The organism is Cuneatibacter caecimuris (genome assembly GCF_004216775.1).
Lineage (GTDB): Bacteria > Bacillota > Clostridia > Lachnospirales > Lachnospiraceae > Cuneatibacter > Cuneatibacter caecimuris.
Genome location: NZ_SGXF01000003.1, coordinates 145,224 through 169,458 on the forward strand (window position 1 = coordinate 145,224; position 24,235 = coordinate 169,458).

The window sequence follows — 24,235 nt, forward strand, 5'->3', positions numbered from 1 at the left end:
GAAATATGGCCGCTGAAGCGGCCGCGCTCCGGCACGAGAGTCCGGCGAGCCGGACTCTTTAATTCATAGGAAACTTCGTTCCCTATGAAACAAAACCCTCCGGGGGATGTGCACTGCGCGCTAAGGAAATATGGCCGCTGAAGCGGCCGCGCTCCGGCACGAGAGTCCGGCGAGCCGGACTCTTTAATTCATAGGAAACTTCGTTCCCTATGAAACAAAACCCTTCGGGGGATGTGCACTGCGCGCTAAGGGAATATGGCCGCTGAAGCGGCCGCGCTCCGGCGCGAGAGTCCGGCGAGCCGGACTCTTTATGTTAAAGTTTTTGAGCGGTTTGAAAAAAATATGTCAATTTCAAAAAAAAGTTTAAAAAAAAGGTTGACAGCCGCCGTGGTTTTAGGTATAATAACTCTCGCGTCATGAGAGATGACAGAGATGAACGGATACGGGGTGTGGCTCAGTTTGGTAGAGCGCCTGGTTTGGGACCAGGAGGCCGCAGGTTCGAATCCTGTCACCCCGAGTTGTAACGCTATGTTTGCGGGTGTAGTTCAATGGTAGAACACTAGCCTTCCAAGCTAGATACGTGGGTTCGATTCCCATCACCCGCTTTTATGTGTCTGTAGCTCAGCTGGATAGAGCAACGGCCTTCTAAGCCGTGGGTCGAAGGTTCGAATCCTTTCAGGCACGCTGGTGCATTGCACCCTTATTTTTTGCTGTATGGTGGGTATAGCGCAGCTGGTTAGCGCGTCAGATTGTGGCTCTGAAGGCCCAGGGTTCGAATCCCTGTACCCACCCTCGCAGGACGTTCCTGCTTACTATTGGGCTATCGCCAAGCGGTAAGGCACAGGACTTTGACTCCTGCAGGCGCTGGTTCGAATCCAGCTGGCCCAGTATGGGATACTAGCTCAGTCGGTAGAGCACCTGACTTTTAATCAGGTTGTCGGGGGTTCGAATCCCCCGTGTCTCATGATTAGGAGGTGCCGCTCAATTATCAAAACAGATGATTGAGCGGCATCTTTTTATGTTGCATTTTGTGCTGCCCAATTCTAAAATGGATACAATAAAAAGCCGGTACGCTTCGTACCGGCTAAAAGGGGAAAATATGAAAAAGAGAATTTATTGGAAAAGGCGTTTGCCTTTTGTAATTAATACTATAAAGCAGAGATGTGACAGTATTATGACCGGTACATAAATAAATCATGAAGGGAAAGTGAAGAATCTGTGAAAAAAATGGAAGCAATGGGGCTCGAACCCATGGCCTTTCGCGCGTCAGGCGAACGCTCGTCCCAGCTGAGCTATGCTTCCATAAAACTGAATATATTATACCATAGATTTCCCGTGAAAATCAAGTGTTTCTGCTTAAAGATCAACCAAAACATTTTTTACAGGGCTGTCTGCCTTCTGCCAGGGCCTGAGACAGAGATACCTTTCTTGCTTTGTCCGGGTTCATATTGCCGCAGTTGGGTTTATTATGATATTTTTCACCGGTTGCCGACAGCCATACGGTTTGTTCCACCGGCTGCCTGACAGGAACCGTCTGGGCAGGCAGGGTGGGGGCCGCAGTCTGCGGCGGCGCTGCAGCTTCGCTGCGAACTGGAGTTGCAGTGGTGAGTTCAGGAACAGAAGTCCGGTCAGGGGCTGTTTCGCTTTCGGCCGGAGCTTGTGTCTGGCTGGGTTCTGTTTCTGAAGCCAGAGTAACTGTTTCAGGAAAGGCGGATTCCGTTTCTGCTATAGAAACTGTAGCAGAAGGCTTCGCCTGCACAGCGATTTCAGTGGTCTGCCCAATATCGGAAGCTTCTCTGCCGGCTTTTGGAAATATGCATGTGCAGAGAAGAAAGGAAACACCAAAAACCACGGGCATAGTATACTTGGAAAGCGAATAAGGCTTTAGGACATCCTGGACCAATGGATTGCAGGAAAGACCAGCGATAAGAGCAAAAACTGCCGCTGCAAAAACGCCTTGGGCCAGAGCGGCAAAAAAAGTGAGAAATAGAAAAGCTGATAATGCCCATAATAAAATTTTCTTTGTTTTTGTATTCATTGTGTATAATGCCCCTCTAAAAATATTTGGCAATATGCGTTTGCCTTTATCTGCCCTCAGTCTAACTCCTTCAGGATAAACTGTCAAGGGAATCTGAAATACGGTCATATTCTGATGTCCTGCCTGCATAGTTTGGTAAAAAGCCTGGAACAGGGGGATTTTTCCTTGAAAGATTATATTGAAGAGCGCGCGGTGGAAATCGGTCGGTATATTATTCAATACCACGCCACAGTGAGGCAGACTGCCCGTAAATTTGGCATCAGCAAGAGTACGGCGCATAAGGATGCTACGGACCGTCTGGAACAGATTGATCCGGAGCTGGCGAAAGAGGCCAGGGTGATTCTGGACATCAATAAGTCGGAACGCCATATCAGAGGCGGATTGGCAACAAAGGAGAAATATCAGCATCACGAGGAATAGGAGGGCAGAGGGGCTCCTTGACAAATCAGACGGAATCCGCTATGCTGAGAAAAACGGTTTAGTCCGTAAATGCACCGGATGGGAGAACAATTATGTATTCTTATACAATCGCACAGTGGCTGCTGTTTTTCTACATATACTGCTTTTTTGGGTGGTGTATTGAATCCACTTGGGTTTCTGTGCATCAGAAAAGGTTTGTAAACAGGGGATTTCTCCGCGGAACCTGGATACCCATTTATGGGTTCGGGGCAATGGCGATGCTTTTGGCGGCTGTGCCGGCAGGAGGCAACTGGTTCTGGATGTTTATCAGCGGAATGTTTTTTGCATCTGTTCTGGAATATATCACCGGAGCCTGTATGGAAAAAATATTTAAGGTACGGTATTGGGATTACAGCGATAAAAAATTTAATCTCAACGGTCATATCTGTCTGGGAACTTCTATTGCCTGGGGATTGCTCACCATTGCCCTGACCCAGTTTATCCATCAGCCCATGGAGCGGCTGGTGACGGAGGTTCCGCAGTTTTGGAGCAACCTGGCTGCCGCGGTTTTAAGCATATTGTTTGCTGCGGATGTGGCAGTGTCCACGAAAGCGGCCCTGGACTTCCGCAGAGTGCTTGTTGCGCTGAGTACTGCCAGAGAAAAGGCTCAGGAGTTGGCGGCTGAAGTGAGGGACAATATGGGCGGACGCCTGGAAGGGTTAAAGGAATCAGCGGGGGACCGTCTGGACGAACTGAAAGGCGGCGCTGAGGGACTGCGGGAAAGCGTGGAGGACAAATTTGAGGACCTCAGAGAACTGCTTGGAAGCAGGTTGGATGATCTGAAAGAAAATCTGGGCGACCGGGTCGAAGAACTGAGAGGTCCGTTGAAAGGACACAGGCTGGACTATTTTCAAAGAAGTTTGCTGCGCAGCAATCCCGGCGCGAAGTCTTCCGAATATGCGGAAGCTCTGAGGCTTTTGCAGAAACGCATGGAGGAGCGGAGACAGGAGAAGCGGGCGCGCAGGAGGAAGAAAAAGAGAAAATAACCAGAGGGTTTTGCTGCATCAGGAACGTGGTTTCCTATTCAATGAAAATAAGGCCGCTGCCTGGTGTCCCGGGCAGCGGCCTTGGAGGTATATGTGAATTTAGTCAGTTAACGGGGGGACCTGGCGGTTTCCCGCCAGGTATGAGTATGAAAAAGCTTTGTGTGCCCAAGTGATGGGGAATCACCTGAACAGTACCGCATTTGTTTGGTACGTGTATTAGTATAACCGATAATTGTGCACAAAGTTTGTACAGGCTCTGAAAAAGAAATGAAATTAATAAAAAAAACATGAAGGAAATCTTGAGGAAATATGAAACTCAACAAATCTTCCGGGAAGAGAATCAAAAAAATACCCAGCCTGGGCTGGATAATCTGAAAAAATATATAAATGATAAATTATTCGGGGGGTACCTGGCGGTCGCCCGCCAGGTATGAGTATGAAAAAGCTTTGTGTATTCAAGTGATGGGGATCAACTTGAATAGTACCGCATTTCTTTGGTACAACTACAGTATATAAGGAAAATGTGTCTAAAGTTTGTACAAATTATAAAAAAGATATGAATAAAAACAAAAAAATGGAGAAGGATGAAAAAAGCCCTTTTAAATTTTGCAGGAATTGTATATAATGGAAAATGTATGCGAGAAACTAAGGATAATACGGACGCTGCGTCCCATGCTTCAGGAGAGAGAAAGGAGATTAAAGATGCTTTCAGCAGATATTGGAATTGACTTAGGAACTGCCAGCATTCTGGTTTATATAAAAGGAAAAGGAGTTGTGCTTAAGGAGCCGTCAGTAGTGGCTTTTGACCGCGATACAAATCAGATTAAGGCCATTGGTGAGGAGGCGCGGCTGATGATCGGCAGAACGCCTGGAAATATTGTTGCGGTGCGTCCGCTGCGTCAGGGTGTAATTTCTGATTACACAGTGACAGAAAAAATGCTGAAATATTTTATCCGCAAGGCTGTGGGGAAGCGGACCTTCCGTAAACCCAGAGTTTGTGTCTGTGTTCCCAGCCAGGTGACGGAAGTGGAACGCAAGGCGGTGGAAGACGCAACTTACCAGGCCGGGGCAAGGAGCGTATCCATTATTGAAGAGCCGGTGGCAGCAGCTATCGGAGCCGGGATTGATATTGCAAAACCCTGCGGGAATATGATTGTGGATATCGGAGGCGGCACTTCTGATATCGCGGTGATCTCTCTGGGCGGAACGGTGGTGAGCACCTCCATTAAGATCGCCGGAGACGATTTTGACGAAGCTATTGTGCGCTATATGAGAAAGAAACATAATCTGCTGATCGGTGAAAGAACGGCAGAGGAAATTAAGATGAAAATCGGCACCTGCTATGCCAAACCGGAAGTGGCGACGATTGATGTGCGCGGGCGTAATCTGGTGACCGGACTGCCCAAGACCATCACATTTACTTCTGATGAAACTCTGGAGGCCCTTCAGGAACCGGCTATGCAGATCGTGGACGCTGTTCACAGCGTGCTGGAGCGCACTCCTCCGGAGCTGGCCGCGGATATTTCCGACCGCGGTATTGTCCTGACCGGCGGCGGGGCTCTGCTCAACGGCCTGGAAGAGCTGATTGAGGAAAAAACCGGAATCAGCACCATGACAGCAGAGGATCCTATGTCTGCAGTGGCCATCGGAACAGGGAAATATATCGAATTTTTAAATAATCCCGGCGCTGATAGCAATGAGTAATCAGTGTGCCTTAATGGCGCAGTTGGGATAGAAAATGGCTGCTGTCGGCTTTTATTATGCCGGCAGCAGCTTCCTTTTATCCTGCGGTAAGCTGATATCAATGGGAGAGAAAATGCTCCGTGTAATATGGGAGGGGAGAAAGGGGGAATTGCGTTGTCCACGGTGGAAGGATATGTGGAGCGTATTGTATACAGAAACGATGATAACGGATATTCCGTACTTTCTGTAAGCAGCGGCGGAAAAGAAATCACTATGGTAGGGACGTTTCCCAGTATTTCTCAGGGAGAGTATTTGTGCGCTACGGGAGAGGAGACGGAACATCCTATGTATGGGCCGCAGCTGCAGGTGGAAGAATACAGTTTTGTGGCTCCTTCGGACGCGGAGTCTACAGAACGTTATCTTGGGTCCGGGGCAGTAAAGGGAGTGGGGGCCGCGCTGGCGGCCAGGATCGTAAGGCAGTTCGGAGACGATACCTTCAGAATTATTGAAGAAGAACCGGAACGGCTGGCTGAAATAAAAGGGATCAGCGAGCGCCGGGCCATGGAGATTGCGGGGCAGGTGGCTGAAAAAAGGGATATGCGCAAAGCAGTGATTTTTCTGCAGCAGTATGGCATTTCTCTGAATCTGGCTGTAAAGATCTATCAGCAGTATGGGCAGGAGCTGTATAATATTATCCGCCAGAATCCTTACCGGCTGGCTGATGACATTGCTGGCGTGGGCTTTAAAATGGCTGATGAGATTGCGGCAAAGGCCGGGATTCAGGCGGATTCTGATTTCAGGATTAAAAGCGGTCTTCTGTATACGCTGATGAATGCATCCGGCCAGGGGCATACTTATCTTCCCCAGGAAGAACTGGTTTCACAGGCTGCGGGAATGCTGCAGGTATTGCCGGAAGAAGCGGAAAAGCATATTATGGATATGGTGATGGACAAGCGGCTGGTGGTGAAACTGGCTCCGGCACAGGAAGGAAGGAAAAGGCTTGTCTTTTCTTCTTCTTATTATTATATGGAATTGAATTCCGCCAAAATGCTGCATGATCTGAATGTAAGCCTGGAGGTGGAAGAATTTAGTATTTTAGGCCAGATAAAAAAACTGGAGGAAGGGGCGGGCGTAGAGCTGGATCCTCAACAGCGCATGGCTGTGGTGGAAGCAGTTAAAAATGGACTTTTGATTCTTACCGGGGGACCCGGAACTGGCAAAACTACTACCATTAATATGATGATCCGTTACTTTACCGGCGCGGGCATGGATATTCTGCTGGCTGCTCCCACGGGCCGCGCGGCAAAGCGTATGACAGAGGCCACAGGATATGAAGCCCAGACCATACACCGTCTGCTGGAGGTATCCGGGGCACCGGAAGACGGTGCGAGAAGTATATTTGGAAAAAATGAAGAAAATCCTCTGGAGGCGGATGTAATTATCATAGACGAGATGTCCATGGTGGATATCAACCTGATGCACGCGCTGCTTCGGGCCGTTCCTGCAGGGACAAGGCTGATCCTTGTGGGAGATGTGAACCAGCTGCCGTCTGTGGGGCCGGGAAATGTGCTGAAGGACATGATTCAGTCTCGGTGCTTTCATATGGTCATGCTGACTCATATTTTCCGCCAGGCAGCCCAGAGCGAAATTATTGTAAATGCCCACCGGATTAATTCCGGAGAACGTGTGGAGCCCAACCCGGACAGCCGGGATTTCTTGTTTGTGAGAAGAAATCAGGTGGGGAATGTGGTGGGCGCTACGCTGACCCTGGTCAGGGATAAGCTTCCAGGCTATGTGGGAGTATCCTTCCGTGAAATCCAGGTGCTGACTCCAATGAGAAAAGGAAGCCTGGGGGTGGAAAGCCTGAATGCGGTGCTGCAGGAGCATCTGAATCCGCCGTCGCCTGACAAAAAAGAAAAGATATTTGCTCACTGTACCTTGCGGGAAGGGGATAAGGTGATGCAAATTAAAAATAATTATCAGTTAGAATGGGAGATACAGGGAGATTACCATATTGCTGTGGATCGTGGAATGGGGGTGTTCAACGGAGATATGGGGGTGGTCCTGGAAATCAATTTGTTTGCCGAGCAGCTGACTGTAGAGTTTGAAGAGAGGCGGAGGGTGAATTACAGCTTTAAGCAGGTGGAAGAGTTGGAGCTTGCTTATGCTGTGACTATCCATAAATCCCAGGGCAGCGAATATCCGGCTGTGGTGATTCCGCTGCTGGCAGGCCCGCGGATGCTGATGAACCGGAATCTGCTGTATACAGCCGTGACACGGGCGAAGACCTGTGTAACCATTGTGGGAAGTGTGGAGACCTTTCAGGAGATGATTGATAACGTGCAGGAACAGAGGCGCTATTCCGGACTGGCTGACAGGATCAGGGAACTTTGTGCTTTACAGGAAGAAAGCCAGAGAGCTGATGACGTAATTTAGGCTTCGCGGAATGCCGCTTTGGAAAAACAGGGGAGAGGAATGAGGGGCAGAAAATGAAAATATGGAGAGAAACGCTGGCCCAGGAGAAGAGGAAAGATCTGGCTCTGGGAATCCTGTTTCCCAGGAGATGCCCGGTGTGCAGGGGAATAGTGCGGCCGGAAGGGGCGTATATCTGTAGAGAGTGCAGAGATCTCCTGCCATTCGTCAGGGGCCCGGTATGCTACCGGTGCGGTAAGCCTCTGACCTCGCCGCGTCAGGAATACTGCCGGGATTGTTCGGAGAAGAGACGGAGTTTTGAGCAGGGGAGCGCCTTGCTTCGGTATAGAACTGAAGACGGGCTGACAGCCCGCATACTTCATGAATTAAAGTACAGCAACCGCAGAGAATACGCAGAAGCGCTGGCGGAGGAAATGTATCTGAAGATGGGAGGGCGGTTTAGAGCGTGGAATGCGCAGGCAATGATTCCTGTTCCTGTGCATCCGGCACGTTTAAGAGCCAGAGGATATAACCAGGCGTCTTTGCTGGCCAGGGGGCTGGGACGCCGTCTGAAACTGCCGGTGGCAGCGGGGCTGGAACGTGTCAGGAAGACAGTTCCACAAAAAGAATTAAATGAGAATCAGCGTCTTAAGAATCTGCTCAGCGCTTTCAGGGCATTGCCGGAGGCAGGACAGTGGGAAAAGATTATTCTGGTGGATGATATCTTTACGACCGGGAGCACGGCGGAGGCATGTACGAGAGCGCTGCTGAAAACGGGTGTGAAAAAAGTGTATGTGGTCTGCGCGGCCATCGGGGCAGGCCGGGAGACGGTCTTGCATGAACAGGGAGATTCCTGAACTGGAGGGTGCGGATGAGATTTGAAAAAAACAGTATTGAGGCTGTGAAAGTGATCAGAATTGCGCTGGCCAGCCTGTTAGCCATTTTAGCCGCGGATGTGCTGGGCCTTAAATACAGCGCTACTGCGGGAATTATTGCGCTTCTGAGCATACAGGATACAAAAAGGGAAACGGTCTGGGGCGCAGTGCGCAGGTGCATTTCTTATATTGCCGCTGTGGGCGTCTCCTGGGTTGTATTTCACTTTTTTGGATTTCATGCCTACAGTTATGGAGTGTTCCTGCTGATTTTTGTGGCGGCCAGCTATTATATCGGCTGGCAGGATGTGCTGTCCACCAGTGCGGTGGTAACTACCCATTTCCTTACAGAGGCGCACTATGGTCTGGATGTGGTGGGAAATGAACTGGCGCTGCTGGCAGTTGGCACGGGTATGGCGCTTTTGATGAATTTGCTGTTAGGCCGCGGAATCCAGGCTGTGCTGAGGGATATTGAGGAAGTGGAAAAGCGTCTGAAAGTGATTCTGAACGATTTGTCTGCTTATGTGCAGAGAGTGGATGACACAGATCTGGATGGAGAAGCGCTGGGATATCTGGAGCAGTTCCTGGAAGAATCCAGAAAAAGGGCATACCAGATACAGAATAACACCATGTTTGCAGATTCTGAATATTATCTGGATTATATGGAAATGCGCAAGGCCCAGTGTCAGACGCTGCGCCAGATTCATGACCACCTCCATCATCTGGCTTATGTACCGGAACATGCGGCGCTGGTGGCAGAATTCATCCGGCATGTGGCCGATACAGTGCAGGAACGGAATAATGCAGACGGGCTGATTATGCAGCTCCATGAACTGATACGGCTGCACAAGGGAGTCCCCCTGCCGGAAAATCAGATTCAGATGGAAGATTTTGCGATTTTATATGATGTGCTGAATGAACTGGAATACTTTTTGAAACTGAAAAAGAAATTTGTGGAGGGGCTGAGCCAGCAGCAGGTGAAAAGATACTGGGAAGAAGGTTGAAACCAAACTTGCTTTTGCTGAAATATCGTGCTAAGATGTATCTGATATGTCATTGGTGTGTTTTTGAAGTACAATCTATATTTAAAACGCTTGTTTAAGGGGATTTTATGCTGATTAAAGAGGGGAGAAAACAAAACTTAATCATTGCTGTAATTCTGCTTGCCATGGTGGCGGCGGTATGCAGGGGTGGGTTTGATTCAGGAAGTCAGGCCTTTGTTTTGCATCCCCAGAAAGCCACGCTGAGCGCTCCGGAGGCGGTGATTCAGAACGGAGACTGCTGGGCCGGCAGGACGGAAGAGATCCGTCCGGCTTTTTCCGGCCCGGAGCGTTTCCGGTATGCCAGGACTTCGGGAAGAAGCATTCTGCTTCTTCTGCTGTTATGCTCCCCGGTATTTCTGCGGGATTTTCTCCGGCGGGTCTGGGAAATTCTGTCAGCGCGCAGCCGACGTATTCATAAACAATTATATATTATAATGTATATACAGGACAGTGACGGCCGAAAAAAATCCATATTGGCTGATAAAAAAAATATTATTAAAACGCTGCATGAAAATATGAGCCTGCCGCCTGGGATGACCGGGCAGGCTGTAAAACCCAAACTTGGGGGGAATGCGGTCTTGCCCGCTTAATTCAGCGGCGGCTCCTGTAAAAGGAGAAGAAAAATGCTTTTTAATATTGCGATATGGATTGTTACAATTGTCGGCGGCCTGGCCGGCCTGCTTTCTACCTTGTATCTGACGGTATCTCTGTTTGTGGTTCTGGGACAGAAGATTTACCGCAAGATCAAATTTCATGCTTCAATGTATGACTGATCGTAAGGATAAAGGAGGCAGCGTATGGACGGATTGGTAACGTATATTCTGGTGGGCGTATTATGCGCAGCAGTTTTGGGCGCGGGCGTGTGGTCTTTTATACATGAAAGAAACGGCGAAGCTCCGGAAGAGGAACACGCAAAAGAGCAGTGATTTTTAAATATTGAGACAGGAAGCGCAGAGATTTTGCGGAGACGGCTGGCAGAATCCCGGCGTTTCCTGGTCTTTAAAAATTCAGAGCAGATTTAAGAAACTACTTGACTTTCTATCTGCCCTGTGCTAAACTGGACGGGCGAATGGAATCGCAGGTCTTTTTTTTATGCACAAATTTTCGGAATCCGCAATTTTCCGGAGAGGCGGTACAAAAGAGAGGGCTGCACACTATCAGCAAGTAGAAAATAAGCGGAGGTGGAAGTTGTGCGCGTTAAAATCACATTAGCATGTACGGAGTGCAAACAGCGTAACTACAACATGACTAAAGAAAAGAAAACGCATCCGGACAGGATGGAAACTAAGAAGTACTGCAGGTTCTGCAAGAAGCACACTATGCACAAGGAAACAAAGTAATCAGATCACATGAGGTGAGCGTATGGGCGAAGCAGTAGAAACGAAGAAAAAGGCTCCGAAGGAAAAGAAGCACTTTTTCAAAAATCTCAAAGCTGAATACAAAAAGATTATCTGGCCCACTAAGGAAGATGTAGGGAAAGAAACGGTTACGGTGATTCTGGTATCTGTATTCCTGGGCGTTGTTATCGCGGTGGTGGACATCCTGGTCCAGCTCGGCGCCAGCGTACTCTTTTCTTGAGAAGGTGCATTGTATGGCAGACGCAAAGTGGTATGTGGCACATACCTATTCAGGCTATGAGAACAAAGTAAAGGTCGATATTGAGAAGACGATCGAGAACAGAAAGCTGCAGGACCAGATTCTGGAGGTCAGGGTTCCGCTGGAAGACGTGACGGAAATCAAGAACGGACAGAAGAAATTAGTGCAGAAGAAGATGTTTCCCGGATACGTTCTGCTGAACATGGTGATGAATGATGAGACCTGGTATGTGGTGCGCAATACGCGCGGCGTGACAGGCTTTGTAGGCCCGGGTTCCAAGCCCGTGCCCCTGACGGAGGATGAGATGCAGAATCTCGGCGTCCATTCGGGAGAAGTCATCGTGGATTTTGAAGAGGGCGATATGGTGACCGTGACTTCCGGTGTATGGGAGGATACGGTAGGCGTGGTGCACTCGATTAATCGCAGCAAACAGACTGTGACCATCAATGTTGACATGTTCGGCCGTGAAACCCCGGTTGAACTGAGCTTCACAGAAGTGAAGAAGATGTAACGCGTCCCCCTCGGGACGGTGGGAGGGAGATTCCCGCAAATACCACATTATTTAGGAGGTGCCGAAAATGGCAAAGAAAGTAACAGGTTATATCAAATTACAGATTCCCGCTGGTAAGGCTACGCCAGCACCGCCGGTTGGTCCTGCTCTGGGTCAGCACGGTGTGAACATTGTACAGTTCACAAAGGAATTCAACGCGAAAACTGCTGACAAGGGTGATCTGATCATCCCTGTTGTGATTACTGTTTATGCAGACAGAAGCTTCAGCTTCATTACCAAGACTCCTCCGGCAGCTGTTCTGCTGAAGAAGGCATGCAACATCAAGTCCGGTTCCGCTGTTCCGAATAAGACTAAGGTGGCTACCATCACCAAGGCTGAGGTTCAGAAAATCGCTGAGATGAAGATGCCTGACCTGAATGCAGCGACTGTTGAAGCCGCTACCAGCATGATCGCAGGTACCGCGCGCAGCATGGGTATCCAGGTTGTAGACTGAGTTGAACATTGAGAGGATTGTGGGAGGGACTTCTCCCGATATTACCACTAGGAGGTTTTTAGAATGAAACGAGGAAAGAAATATACAGAAGCTGCAAAGCTGGTGGACCGTGCGGTTCAGTATGATAAGGCGGAGGCAATCTCCGTCGTAAAGAAAGCAGCGGCAGCAAAATTTGACGAGACAGTTGAAGTTCATATCAGAACCGGCTGCGACGGCCGCCATGCCGAGCAGCAGATCCGCGGAGCAGTTGTACTGCCTCACGGAACCGGTAAGAAGGTTCGCGTTCTGGTGTTCGCAAAGGGCGACAGGGCTGCTGAGGCAGAGGCTGCAGGAGCAGATTATGTTGGAGCGGAAGAGCTGATCCCCCGGATTCAGAATGACGGATGGCTGGATTTTGATGTAGTTGTGGCAACTCCCGATATGATGGGCGTTGTGGGACGTCTGGGACGCGTGCTGGGTCCCAAGGGTCTGATGCCCAACCCCAAGGCTGGTACCGTTACCATGGACGTTACCAAGGCCGTAAACGACATCAAAGCCGGTAAGATTGAATACAGACTGGACAAGACAAATATCATCCATGTGCCGATCGGTAAGGTTTCCTTCTCCGAAGAGCAGCTGGGCGACAACTTCCAGACGCTGATGGATGCCATCATCAAGGCTAAGCCGAGCTCCCTGAAGGGTCAGTACCTGAAGAGCGTTACACTGACTTCTACCATGGGCCCCGGCGTAAAGCTGAACGTTGCAAAGCTGGTTAATGCCTGAGTTTTGCAAAAATGCTTGACATCCTATAAATAATATGATATGTTTTAAAACGTGCCGTTCTTTTGCGGAAAGGACGGCGCACACTGCCGAAGACAGCAGGTGCCGTAAGGCATAAGGTGCAAACGCCTGCCGAGGAGATAAGATTTTTCATTAGAAAAGCTTATTGGAGCCTCTCTGTCTTTGGATAGAGAGGCTGTTTATTTTTCAGCGGCTTTCGGCGAAAGCTCTGTGGAATAAATGGGTTTGAGGCGGTACCCCGCAGGTTTTCCTGCAAGAATCTAATAAGGAGGTGTACCATTCATGGCAAAGGTAGAATTAAAGCAGCCGGTTGTAGAAGAGATCAAAAGCGTGCTGGACGGTGCGCAGTCTGCTGTACTGGTGGACTACCGCGGCCTGACTGTAGAACAGGATACGCAGCTGCGCAAGCTGCTGAGAGAAGCTGATGTGACTTATAAAGTTTATAAGAACACCATGATCCGTTTTGCAGCAGAAGGCACGGAGTTTGCAGCACTGGATCCTAACTTGGAAGGCCCTACTGCTCTGGCAGTATCCAAGACAGACGCAACAGCTCCTGCAAGAATCCTGAACAATTTTGCAAAGAGTTGTGACGCTCTGCAGCTGAAGGCTGGCGTGGTTGAGGGAACATACTATGATGAAGCAGGTATCAAAGTGATCGCGACCATCCCGTCCAGAGAAGAGCTGCTGTCCAAGTTCCTTGGCAGCATCCAGTCTCCGATTACAAACTTCGCTCGTGTGATCAAGCAGATCGCAGAGAAGCAGGAGGCATAAGATTACGGCAGAAGCCGTTACGGGCAGCGTAGCCCATCCACTTACAAATCAAAAATGGAGGTAAAATTATCATGGCAAAGTTAACAACAGCTGAGATTATTGATGCAATCAAAGAGTTATCCGTTCTGGAACTGAACGATCTGGTAAAGGCTTGTGAGGAAGAGTTCGGCGTATCCGCAGCAGCAGGCGTTGTAGTGGCAGCAGCAGGCGCCGGCGCAGCAGAAGCAGCAGAAGAGAAGACTGAATTCGACGTAGAGCTGACCGAAGTTGGCCCTAACAAGGTTAAGGTTATCAAGGTTGTTCGTGAAGCAACCGGCCTGGGCCTGAAGGAAGCAAAGGACGTAGTAGACGGCGCTCCCAAGGTTGTGAAGGAAGCTGTTTCCAAGGAAGAAGCAGAAGAGATCAAGACCAAGCTGGAAGCAGAAGGCGCAAAGGTTACACTGAAATAATTTTCCTGAATAAGACCCCCCTGAGAATTTCGTACTTGCGAAGCTCTCAGGGGGTTTTTGTGTTATAGGGATTTCTTCTGCCTGAGCTTTTTCCAGACCCATTTAGCGGCGGAACAGTAGATGCTGAATAACCCAAACCCTCCCAGAATTCCTGTTGCCAGCCTGCGGGGGTTGGTGGACTGTCGGATTCCGGTTTCCTGAAGACCCCAGTCCAAGCCCATGATTCCCAAAAATATTGTGGACAAAATCACCGGTACGTTACGTAAACAACTGACTGCCAGAGCAGCCAGCTGCCCCGCTGCCACTCCGGTGCACCTGGCGCAGACCGGAAACTGGCGGCCGCGGAAGAAAAAGCTGCGTTCCGGGAGGCGGTGGCATCCGCTGCGCACACCGATTTCGTCCATCAATTGTACCAGGTATTGCCGCAATTTTGACATATATGGACCACCCTGGTTTTCGTAGTTGTTTTTGTCTTTCCTTTTCCCATTCCGCAAAGACCGCACAGGAGGCCCGGGACGCTGAAGATCAAAAAACCGAGACAGGATTTTATCCAGCCAAACCCCTTTGTTTTGCCTTTGGATTTTGTTTCTGTTACAGCCTGGCTGGAAACGGATTCACTTCCGCATTTTGGACATATCATTTTATTTCCTCCTGTAAGTCAGATTTGGATTTGCCGCCAAGTAGTTTGAATAAATCCAAAATAACTGCGGCGATTATATTATAACGTATACATTAGGATACCACAGCAGAAGAAAAGGTTCAATAAAAAGTGTGACATATCTAATTAAAATGTCATGATAAAATAAACAGTAAAGTGCAGGCAGCTGAAAGGCGGGACAGTATATGGGGAATCTGGAAAAAGAGGTAATCAGGGCAGAAAGACTTTCGAAATATTACGGAGACGGGGAAGCTCTGGTGAAGAGTGTGGATCATGTAGATTTTTCTATTAATAAAGGTGAAATCACTGCTATTGTGGGAAAGAGCGGATCCGGAAAAACCACCTTGCTGCACATGCTGGGCGGGCTGGAGACACCTACTCAGGGAAAGGTGCTGGTGGATGGGGTATCTCTGTATGATCTGCGGGATTCGCGTAGAACAAAATTCCGCAGGGAGAAAATCGGATTTATTTTTCAGAAATTTCAACTGGTTCCGGAGATGACCATACGCCAGAATATTCGTTTCCCGCTGGATGTAGCTGGAAAAACTCTGGATCTTCAATTGGAGGAGGAACTGGCGGAGCTGTTGGATTTAAAGGATAGAATGGGTTTTTATCCCCATCAGCTTTCAGGAGGCGGGCAGCAGAGAGCAGCGATTGCCCGGGCGCTATTGATGCGTCCGGAAATTATTCTGGCCGATGAGCCCACAGGAAATATCGGAGAGGCAGCAGGCAGGGAACTGCTGGATTTCATACGCCGTTCCAATGAACGCTATAAACAGACTTTTGTTATTGTCACACATGACATGAGTGCGGCGGCTTCGGCACATCGGATGATCCATTTGCGGGACGGCAGGATCGAGGAGGGGTGAACTGGATGAAAATGAAGAAAATGCTGGGATACAGTCTGCAGAGTGTGGTGAAAAGCGGGAGTTGCAGAGTTTTTCTGGCAGGAGTTATTCTATCCATGGCGCTGCCTCTGCTCTTTTTTACTGCTACAGGGAGCATGCTTTATACCATGCAGGAAAAGAAAAAAGACATTTATGGAGAATTCAGTGATCTCTATTATGGAAACGATGTCTCTGTATGGGAAAATGGACATATTCCGGAAAATGGCCTCCTGGCTGACAGCATGCTGGAACAGCTGCTGAAGGGAGAGGGGAATGAAAAGATATGGAGTTTTGGAAATCTTTACAGCTGGGACTTGTCAGGCAGCAGCGGAAAAAATCCTGTGGATCAGGGGGATCAGACCGGACAGGCCGAACAGGTATATGTTTCCCGGCTGGAACAGGAAAACAGCAGAAACGGAGAACAGAGCACAGGAGGAGCAGGTCTGCTGTCGGCCGGATATGCGGATAATAATGCAATTTTGCTGGGAAGGCTCCGGCTGAAAGAAGGGGAATGGCCGCAGAAGGGGCAGGCAGTATTGGCAGAAGCTTTATGCAGGGAATGGCCCGGAGGGGTCAAAACCGGCGATGTAATTTCCTGGGGAGGACAGAGGTTTATTGTGTCTGGGGTTATTGCAGATTATGGCATGCTTTGGGCTGCCAATGGGAAACAGAAAAAAGAAGACTGCGCTGTACCAGAGATTCTCCTGTCGGCGGAGGATTTTTCCAGCCTGGTGCTGGCCGGGCGTCAGGAAGCCGCAAGGCACCGCACATTGATAAAAGGGGAAAGCTTGTTTTCTTCCGAATCCTATCAAGGGGATACAAATCTGGTGCAGAATATTCCTCTGAAAAAACAGCGTTTTTCTGTACCGGACATGCTGCTGGGAGCTGTATACATCTGCTCCGGGCTGCTGCTTGTCCAGATACTTCTTCTGGTTTTCCCACAGCTGGAAAAGCGCATGGGAATGTACCGGCTGATGGGAGTGGAGAAAAATCGGATTCCATTTTTCTTTTATCTGGATTTGATCTGGATCTGGATGATCGCGGTGCCCGCGGGCTTAGCCCTCGGAACGGGAGGCGGATGGCTTATCTGCAGAATTAGTGAAGTAGTATCAGGGATTTCCGTGCAGTTTTCAATGGATTGGCGACAAGCTTGTATGATCTTTGCGGTGACAGGAATTTTGGTACTGGGGGCGGGGTGCCTGCCTGCTCTCCGCCTTCGGAGGGCAGAGGCGCTGCCGCGGCCGGGTCTGGACTTTGTGCGCAGGCGGCGGGGAAAACGCCTGGCTTCAGAGGTACTGTTTGGCCTTCTGGTGTTTTTTCTGTTTTTTCTGTACGGTTTTTCAGTCTGTTTTTTGAAAGCGGATGAGTCATTTAACATCTCTGCTCCTTTATATGGTAAAATTCCAACGGATTATGATTATGAATTCCTGGGGGCTCTGATGAGCAGCGATACCAGCTATGTGGATGAGAACGGAAATCATCTCAGCATCAGCACCATGAAAGAAGATGATATTTTCTCTGTATACAATGAGGCATATCTGGGGATGGATGAAGAGATGCTGGAATATCTGAGTCAAACAGAGGGGATACGCAAAGTGCAGGCCTTTCGTGAATACTCCAGGCTGTATATGAAGCTGGACAGAAACGACCCGTTTCAGAGGGCGCTGGAAGACGACATTTATTCCGCGGATATCATGAGTTTCGATGAAAAAATTGCAGAAATTTTTGAACTGGACAATGACGGATATATCAATGTAAATCTCCGGGGGTTTCCGGAAGAAGAGCTGATGAGCCTGGCGCCTTATGTAGACGAGGGGGAGATTCATCCGGATAAGCTGCGCAGCGGGGAAGAAGTGATTCTGGTAATACCGGACAAACAGATAGAGATCAGCGCAAATTCTGACGGAACTGTTACTATATCCACTTCTTTTCTGGAAAAGGATCAGTATGACGGAAGCCCTGGCCAATACCGGGATGAATATTATCATGTGGGAGATGAGCTGGAACTTTTCAGGCTTTATTCAGATAACCCCGGACTGCGGGGATTTGTAAATGAGAAAATCGTGCGGAATGAGGTAAAGAAGCAGGATTTCCATCTGAAAATAGGAGCAGTAATACGATGCAGGGCAGGCTGGTTTGAAAATGAAATGCAGCCTCCGGGAAGCTTTTATTTATATGGGCTGAATGAAACTTTTGATGCTGTTGGGATTAAGAGTACCTATAATCGGGTGAGAATCTACGGCAGAGAGGGCGGGGGCGGGCCGGCGCTTCAGCGTGGAGTATACTGGCTGAGCGGGCAGCTGCCGGATATGAGACTGGAAGACCGGTACCAGTTTATGGCGGAGTACAGACAGTACCATTTGATGCTGGCCGTGTTGACAGCGTTACTGACAGGGCTTTCTGCAGCTATGGGCGCAGGAATGGCGTCAGGCAGGCTGCTGGCCCGGATTCGGGCAGACCGGAAGCGGACCGGGCTCTATCTGGCGGCCGGCTGTACCAGAATGTCGCTGTTCTGGAAAATGGTCCGGCCCGCGCTGGTGGTCATACCCGCGGCATGGGCTGCTTCCGCCGCAGTCATATCAGTGATTGCTGAAAAGATGTTTTCCCTGCCTGCCGGATCAATGGTTTCTCAGGGAGTACTGGCTTTGGCGGCAGGATATCTGCTGTTTGGAATTGCTGCTGCCATTGGAAAAAGAGCATTTTTCAGGGACAGCATCAGCTGCCTGATACGGCAGGAAGATTAAGAGAAGAGGCGGAGTGTGAGAAAAGAGCAGGAGGAAAATCAGTTTATTGCCTTCTTATTTGATAAGAATTATAACAGAATTTATGAGTACTGCTGCCTCCGGCTGGGGAAGCCGTTTCAGGATGCGGAGGACTGCGCGATGGAGGTGTTTTCCAGGGCATTCAGACATGTTGAAGATCTCATGGAGCATCCATGCCCGGAGCGCTGGCTTTATGTGACGGCCAGAAACATTTCTATGGAGATGCTGCGCAGAAGAATGAAATACAGGTATGCGGACAGTTTAGATGATCTGAGGCCAGACCGGACTTCTATGTATGGAGCAGAGGATAGTGCGGAAGATAAATTTCTGGAAAGCTGTGAAGAAAGAGAAAGTGCGCAACTGGAAAAGTATCTGACCGGGACGCTCAGGCCGGGAGAGCTGGAATTGTACCGGCTTCTGGTGACGGAAAAGAGGGCAACAGTAGAAATTGCGGAAGCGTTGGGCGTATCGTATACTAACGCTACAACAAAAGTGTACCGGTTGAGAAAAAAACTAAAAAAACAGGTAAAACTGCTGAAGAAGGGGGGAATCCAAAATGAAGAAAATTACTGACAGGACCCCGGAGGAATATCTGGACGGGCGGGAATTTCTGCCGGATGAGATGGAGCGCAGGGTGAAAGAAATGCTGGTCATAAAAAATGGCAGTCTGCCAAAGACATTTTCTGAAAAAGAACTGAAACTAAAATGGCGGGCCCTGGCAGCTGACCGGCAGTCCCGCCGGCTCAAGGTGTGGAGGGCGGCGCTTACCGCAGCGTGCGTCATTCTGACCATAACAGCGGCAGCCGTAGTTTTCAGGCCTGTGAAATCCTATGGGGGAAACACTTATATTACGTTTCGTACCGAAAGCGGCGGACAGGAACAGTTCCGCTATCAATATAAAGACTTGGATCTTATTTATGGCAGGACGCACCGCTACAAGTCCTGGGAAGAAATGGAAAAACAATTGGGGTTTAAACTTCTGAAACCGATGGGGCAGGAATTAGACTGGATGCATCTGGAAGCCCCTCCCCAAAGCGATTTTTATTCTGTGTATGCAAGTTTTACGGAAACTTACGGGGCGGCGCCGATTACTGGATATCATGTCTATTTTGTCCGGAACAGAAGTTCCGCATACACATATACCTATCAGATCAGCCGTGAATGGGAGAAGCTGGGGGAGAAGCAGATCGGAGGAAGGCAGATCGCGCTTTACAGGACTGATTACGGAAACGGCAGAGGGTATGGCGCCGCATTTTCAGAAGACGGCGCGCTGTACCTTCTGTCAAATGAAAATGGCGCCTCGCTGGAGGAGTTCTGTGACGCACTGGCGAAACTGGATCAATGACAGCGCGGGGAATCGGCTCAGGGAGCCGTAAAAAGGCCGATAGCAGGCTGCCAGAAGGAAAAGAATACGAAACATGCGGTAAGCACAAGGAATCCTGAAACAGCGGCAACAGTTCCGGTATGGCGTTTGGGGTTTTTGAGAGTCTGGCGCAGGCTGAGCAGAAAGGCGGTAAGAACGCCCAGAATAAAGCAGGCGATATCAGCCCACAGCAGATGGAACCCCAAAATACCGGTATAGCTGTAAAACAGGACGACGATGGCAGCCAGCCCGGCACAGATTCCCCAGAAACGGTAAAAAAGCAGACCAGGATAAAACTGCCGCAGAAACAGGGATTCCAGTATGGAAACCAGCATGGCAGGGAAGAATAACAGCTTAAGATGTTCCCAGGTGGATTCATTTATGGGTGAAAACCAGGCAGTGATCCAGCTGTTCCCGCTCCATTCATAGACGAAGTGGAGGAGACAGCCTGCGATGCAGGTGAACAGAATGGAAAAGATTGTGCTGCGGGTTATGGGTTTCATCAGACGCCTCCTATAAGTTTACAGTTGAAAAGCCGCATATGCAAAGTAGTTTTAGCATATGCGGCTTTTTTAATAATTATTCAGCCTATCGTATGAAGTTTATCTGCAGCCGCAATTATCCGGTTCATTGTAACGGATGACAGGCCCGGGGCCCATCTGGGCGTTAAAGCCGCAGGGAGATTCCTGACAGGGACGGGGCTGAGGCCTGCAGCCCTGATTGCAGTCACAGCCCTGGTTTCCGCCGCAGCCCTGGTTTCCGCCGCAGCCTTGGTTTCCGCCGCAGCCCTGGTTTCCGCCGCAGCCCTGGTTTCCACCGCAGTTTTGATTTCCGCCGCAGCCCTGATTACAGCCGCAGGAATTTCCACACTCAGGAGCGGAAGGCCGGTTTCCGCCGCAGCCGCAGCCGGGGCGGCCTCCCGGACGGGAACCGCAGCGGGGAGGTTCAGGTCTTCTATTATTCTGACAGCCGCAGCCACATTGACTGCCGGCAGCAGCTAAAGCTGCTAATATACAACAACAATTCATGAGATTATCACTCCTTTCCCTGTATAATATGTGAATTGGAAGTAGCCTGTGCGGGTAAAATGTAGTAAAATACTGGCAGAGGATACAAACAGGAGGAGAAAATGAAAAGAGTATTTCTGATTGTACTGGACAGTGTGGGAATCGGAGCAATGCCGGATGCCGCTGAATATGGAGACGAAGGAAGCAATACGCTGGGCGCGGCGTCCCGCAGCGCTCGTTTTTCGATGCCCAATATGGAAAAACTGGGGCTGTTTGATATTGAAGGAGTGAACTGCGGTCCAAAACTGGGCGGGAAAGCTGCCGGGGCGGTTGCCAGGATGAAAGAAGCCTCCAGCGGAAAAGATACCACTACGGGACACTGGGAAATTGCAGGTGTGATTTCTCCAAAGCCCATGCCTACATTTCCTGAGGGATTCCCTCAGGCGTTACTGGAACAATTTACAGAAAGGACCGGAAGAGGCGTGCTGTGCAACCGGCCTTACAGCGGTACGGATGTGATCCGGGATTTCGGGAAAGAACATATGGAAACCGGAAAACTGATTGTATACACATCTGCGGACAGTGTGTTCCAGGTGGCGGCCCATGAAGCGGTGGTGCCGATAGAAGAACTGTACCGGGCCTGCGAAGCCGCAAGGGATATCTGCCAGGGAGCGTGGGCGGTGGGAAGAGTGATCGCACGGCCCTTTGAGGGAGAACCGGGACATTTTGTACGGACTGCCAGAAGGCACGATTTTTCGCTGAAGCCGCCCAGAGAAACGGTATTGGACGCCCTGAAAAAGGCAGGCAGGGATGTGCTGGCGGTAGGAAAAATCAATGATATTTTTGCCGGCCGCGGCGTGACGGATATGGTTCGGACAGAATCAAATGCGGAGGGGATTGACCGTACCGCCCAGTGGATGGAACGGGATTTTGAGGGATTATGTTTTACGAACCTGGTGGATTATGATATGCTGTACGGCCATAGAAACGACGTGGATGGCTATGCGGAGGCGCTGACATATTTTGACACAAGGCTGCCTGAGCTGCTGGAAAGAATGCGGCCGGAGGATATATTGATGATAACTGCGGATCACGGCTGCGATCCCAGCACGCCGTCCACAGATCATTCCCGGGAGTATACGCCTCTGGTGATTGTGGGAACCCCGGTTAAACCAGGAGTAAATTTGAGGACCAGAAATACCTTTGCGGATATCGCGGCCTCTGTTGGAGAGTATCTGGAAATACCATACAGAGGTGACGGCAGCAGTTTTTGGAGCAGTATTGCAGCAGAAAGGTAAGATGTACCGTAAAAAGTCCGTGACATTTTAATGCCGATGAGGTATGATTATTGCGGAAATTACTTACAGAAAGGTGGATTAGAGATGTATTGCGTGAGAAATGTGACTGAAACGGTTTACTGGGTCGGCAGCAGCGACCGGCGCCTTGCCCTGTTTGAAAATCTGTTCCCCATTCCGCGGGGCGTTTCGTATAATTCTTATCTGATCCAGGATGAGAAGACTGCGCTGATGGATACAGTGGATTCCTCTGTCAGCCAGCAGTTTCTGGAAAATATAGCTCATGTGCTGGAGGGAGGAAGTTTGGATTATCTGGTGGTGAACCATATGGAGCCGGATCATTGCGCCCTCATAGGTCGGCTGTTGGAATTATATCCGCAGATGCAGGTGGTGGGCAACACAAAAACCATACAGATGATTCAGCAGTTTTATGATGCAGATCTGGAAGGACGGACTCTTCTCGTAAAAGAGGGAGATACGCTGGCCCTGGGAGAACATACCCTTCATTTTGTGACAGCCCCCATGGTGCACTGGCCGGAAGTGATGATGGCCTACGAGGAAAAGGAAAAGCTTCTGTTTACAGCAGATGCTTTTGGTACTTTTGGCGCGCTGGACGGCAACCTGTTTAACGATGAAGTGGATTTTGAGACGGAATGGCTTCCCGATGCCAGACGTTACTATACAAATATTGTGGGCAAGTACGGAGCGCAGGTTCAGACAGTTCTGAAAAAGGCGGCCGGGCTGGAGATCAGTATGCTTTGTCCGCTGCATGGGCCGGTGTGGAGAAGCAATCTGGAATGGTTTATAAATAAATACGATAAATGGAGCCGTTACGAGCCGGAAGAAAAAGCGGTTGCGGTGATGTATGGATCCATGTACGGGAATACAGAAAACGCAGCGTGCGTCACAGCCTCTGAACTGTCAAAGGCAGGGATACGGAATATTAAAGTGTATGACATCTCAAGCACAGATGTTTCAGAGCTGATTGCAGAAGCCTTTCGCTGCAGCCACCTGGTGCTGGCGAGTCCTACTTATAACGGCGGTCTGTATCCGAAGATGGAAGCCCTGCTGAACGATATGAAGGCGCTGAATGTACAGGGGCGCACGGTGGGCCTGATTGAAAACGGGACCTGGGCGCCTGCGTCAGGAAAGCTGATGCGCGCCGCCCTGGAAGGAATGAAGAATATGACAGTGCTGGAACCTGTGCTCACAGTCAAATCTTCACTGAAAGCAGAACAGGCAGTGTCTTCAGTGGATACACTGGTGAAAGAGATTGCGGCGTCTGTTCTGGCAAACTGAATATGAAATAATCGTCACATTCCCCGGTATGGCAGCGCGGCTGGAAAGCATGTCCATATCGGGGAATCAGCCTGTTGACGGAAAGAAAAGAAGATATCTTTAGGGAACCTTAAGGGTGCAGATCTATGATGAAGGATAACAAAGTCATAGGAGGGATATCATGCGTATTTTAATAGCAGAAGATGATCCGAGGCTGCTGAAAACGCTGCTGCATATATTAGAGGCAAACGCATTCTCCGCGGACGGCGTAATAAACGGCACAGATGCGCTGACATTAGCGGAATCCGGCGAATATGACGGCCTTGTGCTGGATATTATGATGCCGGGAATGGACGGCATACAGGTGTTGAAAAAACTCCGGAGTCAAAACATCACAACACCCGCCCTGTTTCTGACGGCAAGGACAGAAATCGAACAGCGTGTGGAGGGGCTCGACGCCGGGGCGGACGACTATCTGCCGAAACCATTTTCTACATCGGAACTGCTTGCAAGGGTGAGAGCGATGCTGCGCAGAAAAGATAACTATACGCCCGACCTTTTGAAAATGGGCAATTTGGTGCTGAACTGTTCTACTCATGAAGTCATGTTCGGATCACAGATGCAAAAACTCAGCGGAAAAGAGTTCCAGGTGCTGGAGATGATGATGCGCAATCCCCGTGTTCTCATTACCACAGATCAGTTTATCACGCATATCTGGGGTTGGGAAACCAGTGTAGACACCAGTGTTGTATGGGTGCATATTTCTAATTTGAGAAAGAAGCTGGAAGCGATGGACGCGCCGCTCAAAATCCGATTTGTCCGCAATGCCGGTTATGCGTTAGAGGACGGGACATGATTTATAAATTAAGAAAGCATCTTATTTGGATCAGTG

General features: G+C 49.6%; 28 protein-coding genes, 7 tRNA genes and 1 other annotated feature. Of the genes, 30 read left to right on the forward strand and 5 right to left on the reverse strand.

Features of this window, described 5'->3' with window-relative positions; genetic code table 11:
* The first annotated feature begins 443 nt into the window (after positions 1-443).
* The 6 genes from EV209_RS09000 (at position 444) to EV209_RS09025 (ending at position 964) form a co-directional block, all read left to right on the forward strand.
* Positions 444-517 (forward strand) — tRNA-Pro (locus EV209_RS09000).
* A gap of 17 nt (positions 518-534) precedes the next feature.
* Positions 535-605, forward strand: a tRNA-Gly gene (locus tag EV209_RS09005).
* A gap of 5 nt (positions 606-610) precedes the next feature.
* Positions 611-684 (forward strand) — tRNA-Arg (locus tag EV209_RS09010).
* A 33-nt stretch (positions 685-717) separates the two neighbouring features.
* Positions 718-791: transfer RNA gene (locus EV209_RS09015), tRNA-His, on the forward strand.
* 25 nt (positions 792-816) lie between these two features.
* Positions 817-888, forward strand: a tRNA-Gln gene (locus tag EV209_RS09020).
* A gap of 3 nt (positions 889-891) precedes the next feature.
* Positions 892-964 (forward strand) — tRNA-Lys (locus EV209_RS09025).
* Positions 965-1,228: 264 nt separating this feature from the next.
* On the opposite strand, the gene EV209_RS09030 is transcribed toward EV209_RS09025, so the two are convergent.
* A tRNA-Val gene (locus tag EV209_RS09030) sits at positions 1,229-1,302 on the reverse strand.
* Positions 1,303-1,363: 61 nt separating this feature from the next.
* Complete coding sequence (locus EV209_RS09035) at positions 1,364-1,858, reverse strand: hypothetical protein (protein ID WP_165388877.1); 495 nt, start codon at positions 1,856-1,858, stop codon at positions 1,364-1,366.
* A 49-nt stretch (positions 1,859-1,907) separates the two neighbouring features.
* On the opposite strand from EV209_RS09035, the gene EV209_RS16330 reads away from it, so the two are divergent.
* The 17 genes from EV209_RS16330 (at position 1,908) to rplL (ending at position 14,093) form a co-directional block, all read left to right on the forward strand.
* A complete protein-coding gene (locus EV209_RS16330; RefSeq protein WP_165388878.1) occupies positions 1,908-2,117 on the forward strand; it encodes a hypothetical protein in 210 nt (69 codons plus the stop codon).
* A gap of 86 nt (positions 2,118-2,203) precedes the next feature.
* Positions 2,204-2,458, forward strand: coding sequence for a sporulation transcriptional regulator SpoIIID (spoIIID, locus tag EV209_RS09040; RefSeq protein WP_130435131.1), 255 nt, complete (start codon positions 2,204-2,206; stop codon positions 2,456-2,458).
* A gap of 92 nt (positions 2,459-2,550) precedes the next feature.
* Positions 2,551-3,483, forward strand: coding sequence for a putative ABC transporter permease (locus EV209_RS09045; RefSeq protein WP_130435132.1), 933 nt, complete (start codon positions 2,551-2,553; stop codon positions 3,481-3,483).
* Between the two features lie 702 nt (positions 3,484-4,185).
* Positions 4,186-5,187: a rod shape-determining protein gene (gene mreB, locus EV209_RS09050; protein ID WP_130435133.1), complete on the forward strand. Its 1,002-nt coding sequence runs from the start codon at positions 4,186-4,188 to the stop codon at positions 5,185-5,187.
* 153 nt (positions 5,188-5,340) lie between these two features.
* Positions 5,341-7,602 (forward strand): SF1B family DNA helicase RecD2, encoded by a 2,262-nt coding sequence (gene recD2, locus EV209_RS09055; protein WP_130435134.1) that lies wholly within the window; start codon positions 5,341-5,343, stop codon positions 7,600-7,602.
* A gap of 53 nt (positions 7,603-7,655) precedes the next feature.
* Positions 7,656-8,435: a ComF family protein gene (locus EV209_RS09060; RefSeq protein ID WP_130435135.1), complete on the forward strand. Its 780-nt coding sequence runs from the start codon at positions 7,656-7,658 to the stop codon at positions 8,433-8,435.
* Between the two features lie 14 nt (positions 8,436-8,449).
* Positions 8,450-9,454, forward strand: a complete 1,005-nt coding sequence (locus EV209_RS09065; protein ID WP_130435136.1) for an aromatic acid exporter family protein — start codon at positions 8,450-8,452, stop codon at positions 9,452-9,454.
* A 107-nt stretch (positions 9,455-9,561) separates the two neighbouring features.
* Complete coding sequence (locus tag EV209_RS09070; RefSeq protein WP_130435137.1) at positions 9,562-10,083, forward strand: hypothetical protein; 522 nt, start codon at positions 9,562-9,564, stop codon at positions 10,081-10,083.
* 33 nt (positions 10,084-10,116) lie between these two features.
* Positions 10,117-10,266, forward strand: a complete 150-nt coding sequence (locus EV209_RS16335; RefSeq protein ID WP_165388879.1) for a hypothetical protein — start codon at positions 10,117-10,119, stop codon at positions 10,264-10,266.
* A gap of 24 nt (positions 10,267-10,290) precedes the next feature.
* Positions 10,291-10,419, forward strand: a complete 129-nt coding sequence (locus EV209_RS16795; protein WP_279387338.1) for a hypothetical protein — start codon at positions 10,291-10,293, stop codon at positions 10,417-10,419.
* A 264-nt stretch (positions 10,420-10,683) separates the two neighbouring features.
* Positions 10,684-10,833 carry a 50S ribosomal protein L33 gene (gene rpmG / locus EV209_RS09075; protein WP_130435138.1) on the forward strand — a complete coding sequence of 50 codons (150 nt, stop codon included), beginning with the start codon at positions 10,684-10,686 and terminating at the stop codon, positions 10,831-10,833.
* 22 nt (positions 10,834-10,855) lie between these two features.
* Positions 10,856-11,071: a preprotein translocase subunit SecE gene (secE, locus tag EV209_RS09080; protein WP_130435139.1), complete on the forward strand. Its 216-nt coding sequence runs from the start codon at positions 10,856-10,858 to the stop codon at positions 11,069-11,071.
* Between the two features lie 13 nt (positions 11,072-11,084).
* The gene (gene nusG, locus EV209_RS09085; RefSeq protein ID WP_130435140.1) at positions 11,085-11,600 is read left to right on the forward strand and encodes a transcription termination/antitermination protein NusG; all 516 of its coding nucleotides are present in this window, start codon (positions 11,085-11,087) and stop codon (positions 11,598-11,600) included.
* 67 nt (positions 11,601-11,667) lie between these two features.
* Entirely contained in the window at positions 11,668-12,093 is a 426-nt protein-coding gene (rplK, locus tag EV209_RS09090) for a 50S ribosomal protein L11 (RefSeq protein ID WP_130435141.1), read from the forward strand.
* 63 nt (positions 12,094-12,156) lie between these two features.
* Positions 12,157-12,855: a 50S ribosomal protein L1 gene (rplA, locus tag EV209_RS09095; RefSeq protein ID WP_130435142.1), complete on the forward strand. Its 699-nt coding sequence runs from the start codon at positions 12,157-12,159 to the stop codon at positions 12,853-12,855.
* Between the two features lie 68 nt (positions 12,856-12,923).
* Positions 12,924-13,064, forward strand: a sequence feature (ribosomal protein L10 leader region).
* Positions 13,065-13,155: 91 nt separating this feature from the next.
* Positions 13,156-13,644 carry a 50S ribosomal protein L10 gene (rplJ, locus tag EV209_RS09100; protein WP_130435143.1) on the forward strand — a complete coding sequence of 163 codons (489 nt, stop codon included), beginning with the start codon at positions 13,156-13,158 and terminating at the stop codon, positions 13,642-13,644.
* 71 nt (positions 13,645-13,715) lie between these two features.
* Positions 13,716-14,093 (forward strand): 50S ribosomal protein L7/L12, encoded by a 378-nt coding sequence (rplL, locus tag EV209_RS09105; protein WP_130435144.1) that lies wholly within the window; start codon positions 13,716-13,718, stop codon positions 14,091-14,093.
* Positions 14,094-14,155: 62 nt separating this feature from the next.
* On the opposite strand, the gene EV209_RS09110 is transcribed toward rplL, so the two are convergent.
* On the reverse strand, positions 14,156-14,530 hold the full coding sequence (locus EV209_RS09110; protein WP_130435145.1) for a DUF2085 domain-containing protein: 375 nt from the start codon (positions 14,528-14,530) through the stop codon (positions 14,156-14,158).
* Between the two features lie 406 nt (positions 14,531-14,936).
* Here EV209_RS09110 and EV209_RS09120 point away from each other — a divergent pair, with 406 nt between their 5' ends.
* The 4 genes from EV209_RS09120 to EV209_RS09135 are packed head-to-tail and all read left to right on the forward strand — an operon-like array spanning position 14,937 to position 19,745.
* A complete protein-coding gene (locus tag EV209_RS09120) occupies positions 14,937-15,620 on the forward strand; it encodes an ABC transporter ATP-binding protein (protein WP_130435147.1) in 684 nt (227 codons plus the stop codon).
* A 5-nt stretch (positions 15,621-15,625) separates the two neighbouring features.
* Positions 15,626-18,382, forward strand: a complete 2,757-nt coding sequence (locus EV209_RS09125; RefSeq protein ID WP_130435148.1) for an FtsX-like permease family protein — start codon at positions 15,626-15,628, stop codon at positions 18,380-18,382.
* 15 nt (positions 18,383-18,397) lie between these two features.
* Entirely contained in the window at positions 18,398-18,973 is a 576-nt protein-coding gene (locus EV209_RS09130) for an RNA polymerase sigma factor (protein ID WP_130435149.1), read from the forward strand.
* Positions 18,957-19,745: a hypothetical protein gene (locus EV209_RS09135; protein ID WP_130435150.1), complete on the forward strand. Its 789-nt coding sequence runs from the start codon at positions 18,957-18,959 to the stop codon at positions 19,743-19,745. Before EV209_RS09130 ends, EV209_RS09135 begins: the two co-directional genes overlap by 17 nt.
* A 17-nt stretch (positions 19,746-19,762) precedes the next feature.
* Here the strand turns inward: EV209_RS09135 and EV209_RS09140 are convergent, their stop codons facing one another.
* Both EV209_RS09140 and EV209_RS16340 read right to left on the reverse strand, forming a co-directional pair.
* A complete protein-coding gene (locus tag EV209_RS09140; protein ID WP_130435151.1) occupies positions 19,763-20,266 on the reverse strand; it encodes a DUF6512 family protein in 504 nt (167 codons plus the stop codon).
* Positions 20,267-20,346: 80 nt separating this feature from the next.
* Positions 20,347-20,742 (reverse strand): hypothetical protein, encoded by a 396-nt coding sequence (locus EV209_RS16340; protein ID WP_165388880.1) that lies wholly within the window; start codon positions 20,740-20,742, stop codon positions 20,347-20,349.
* A 150-nt stretch (positions 20,743-20,892) separates the two neighbouring features.
* Between EV209_RS16340 and EV209_RS09150 the strand changes: the two genes are divergently transcribed.
* The 3 genes from EV209_RS09150 (at position 20,893) to EV209_RS09160 (ending at position 24,199) form a co-directional block, all read left to right on the forward strand.
* Positions 20,893-22,068 (forward strand): phosphopentomutase, encoded by a 1,176-nt coding sequence (locus EV209_RS09150; protein ID WP_130435152.1) that lies wholly within the window; start codon positions 20,893-20,895, stop codon positions 22,066-22,068.
* An 84-nt stretch (positions 22,069-22,152) separates the two neighbouring features.
* Positions 22,153-23,364: an FprA family A-type flavoprotein gene (locus EV209_RS09155; protein WP_130435153.1), complete on the forward strand. Its 1,212-nt coding sequence runs from the start codon at positions 22,153-22,155 to the stop codon at positions 23,362-23,364.
* A gap of 160 nt (positions 23,365-23,524) precedes the next feature.
* Positions 23,525-24,199, forward strand: a complete 675-nt coding sequence (locus tag EV209_RS09160; RefSeq protein WP_130435154.1) for a response regulator transcription factor — start codon at positions 23,525-23,527, stop codon at positions 24,197-24,199.
* Positions 24,200-24,235 lie beyond the last annotated feature (36 nt).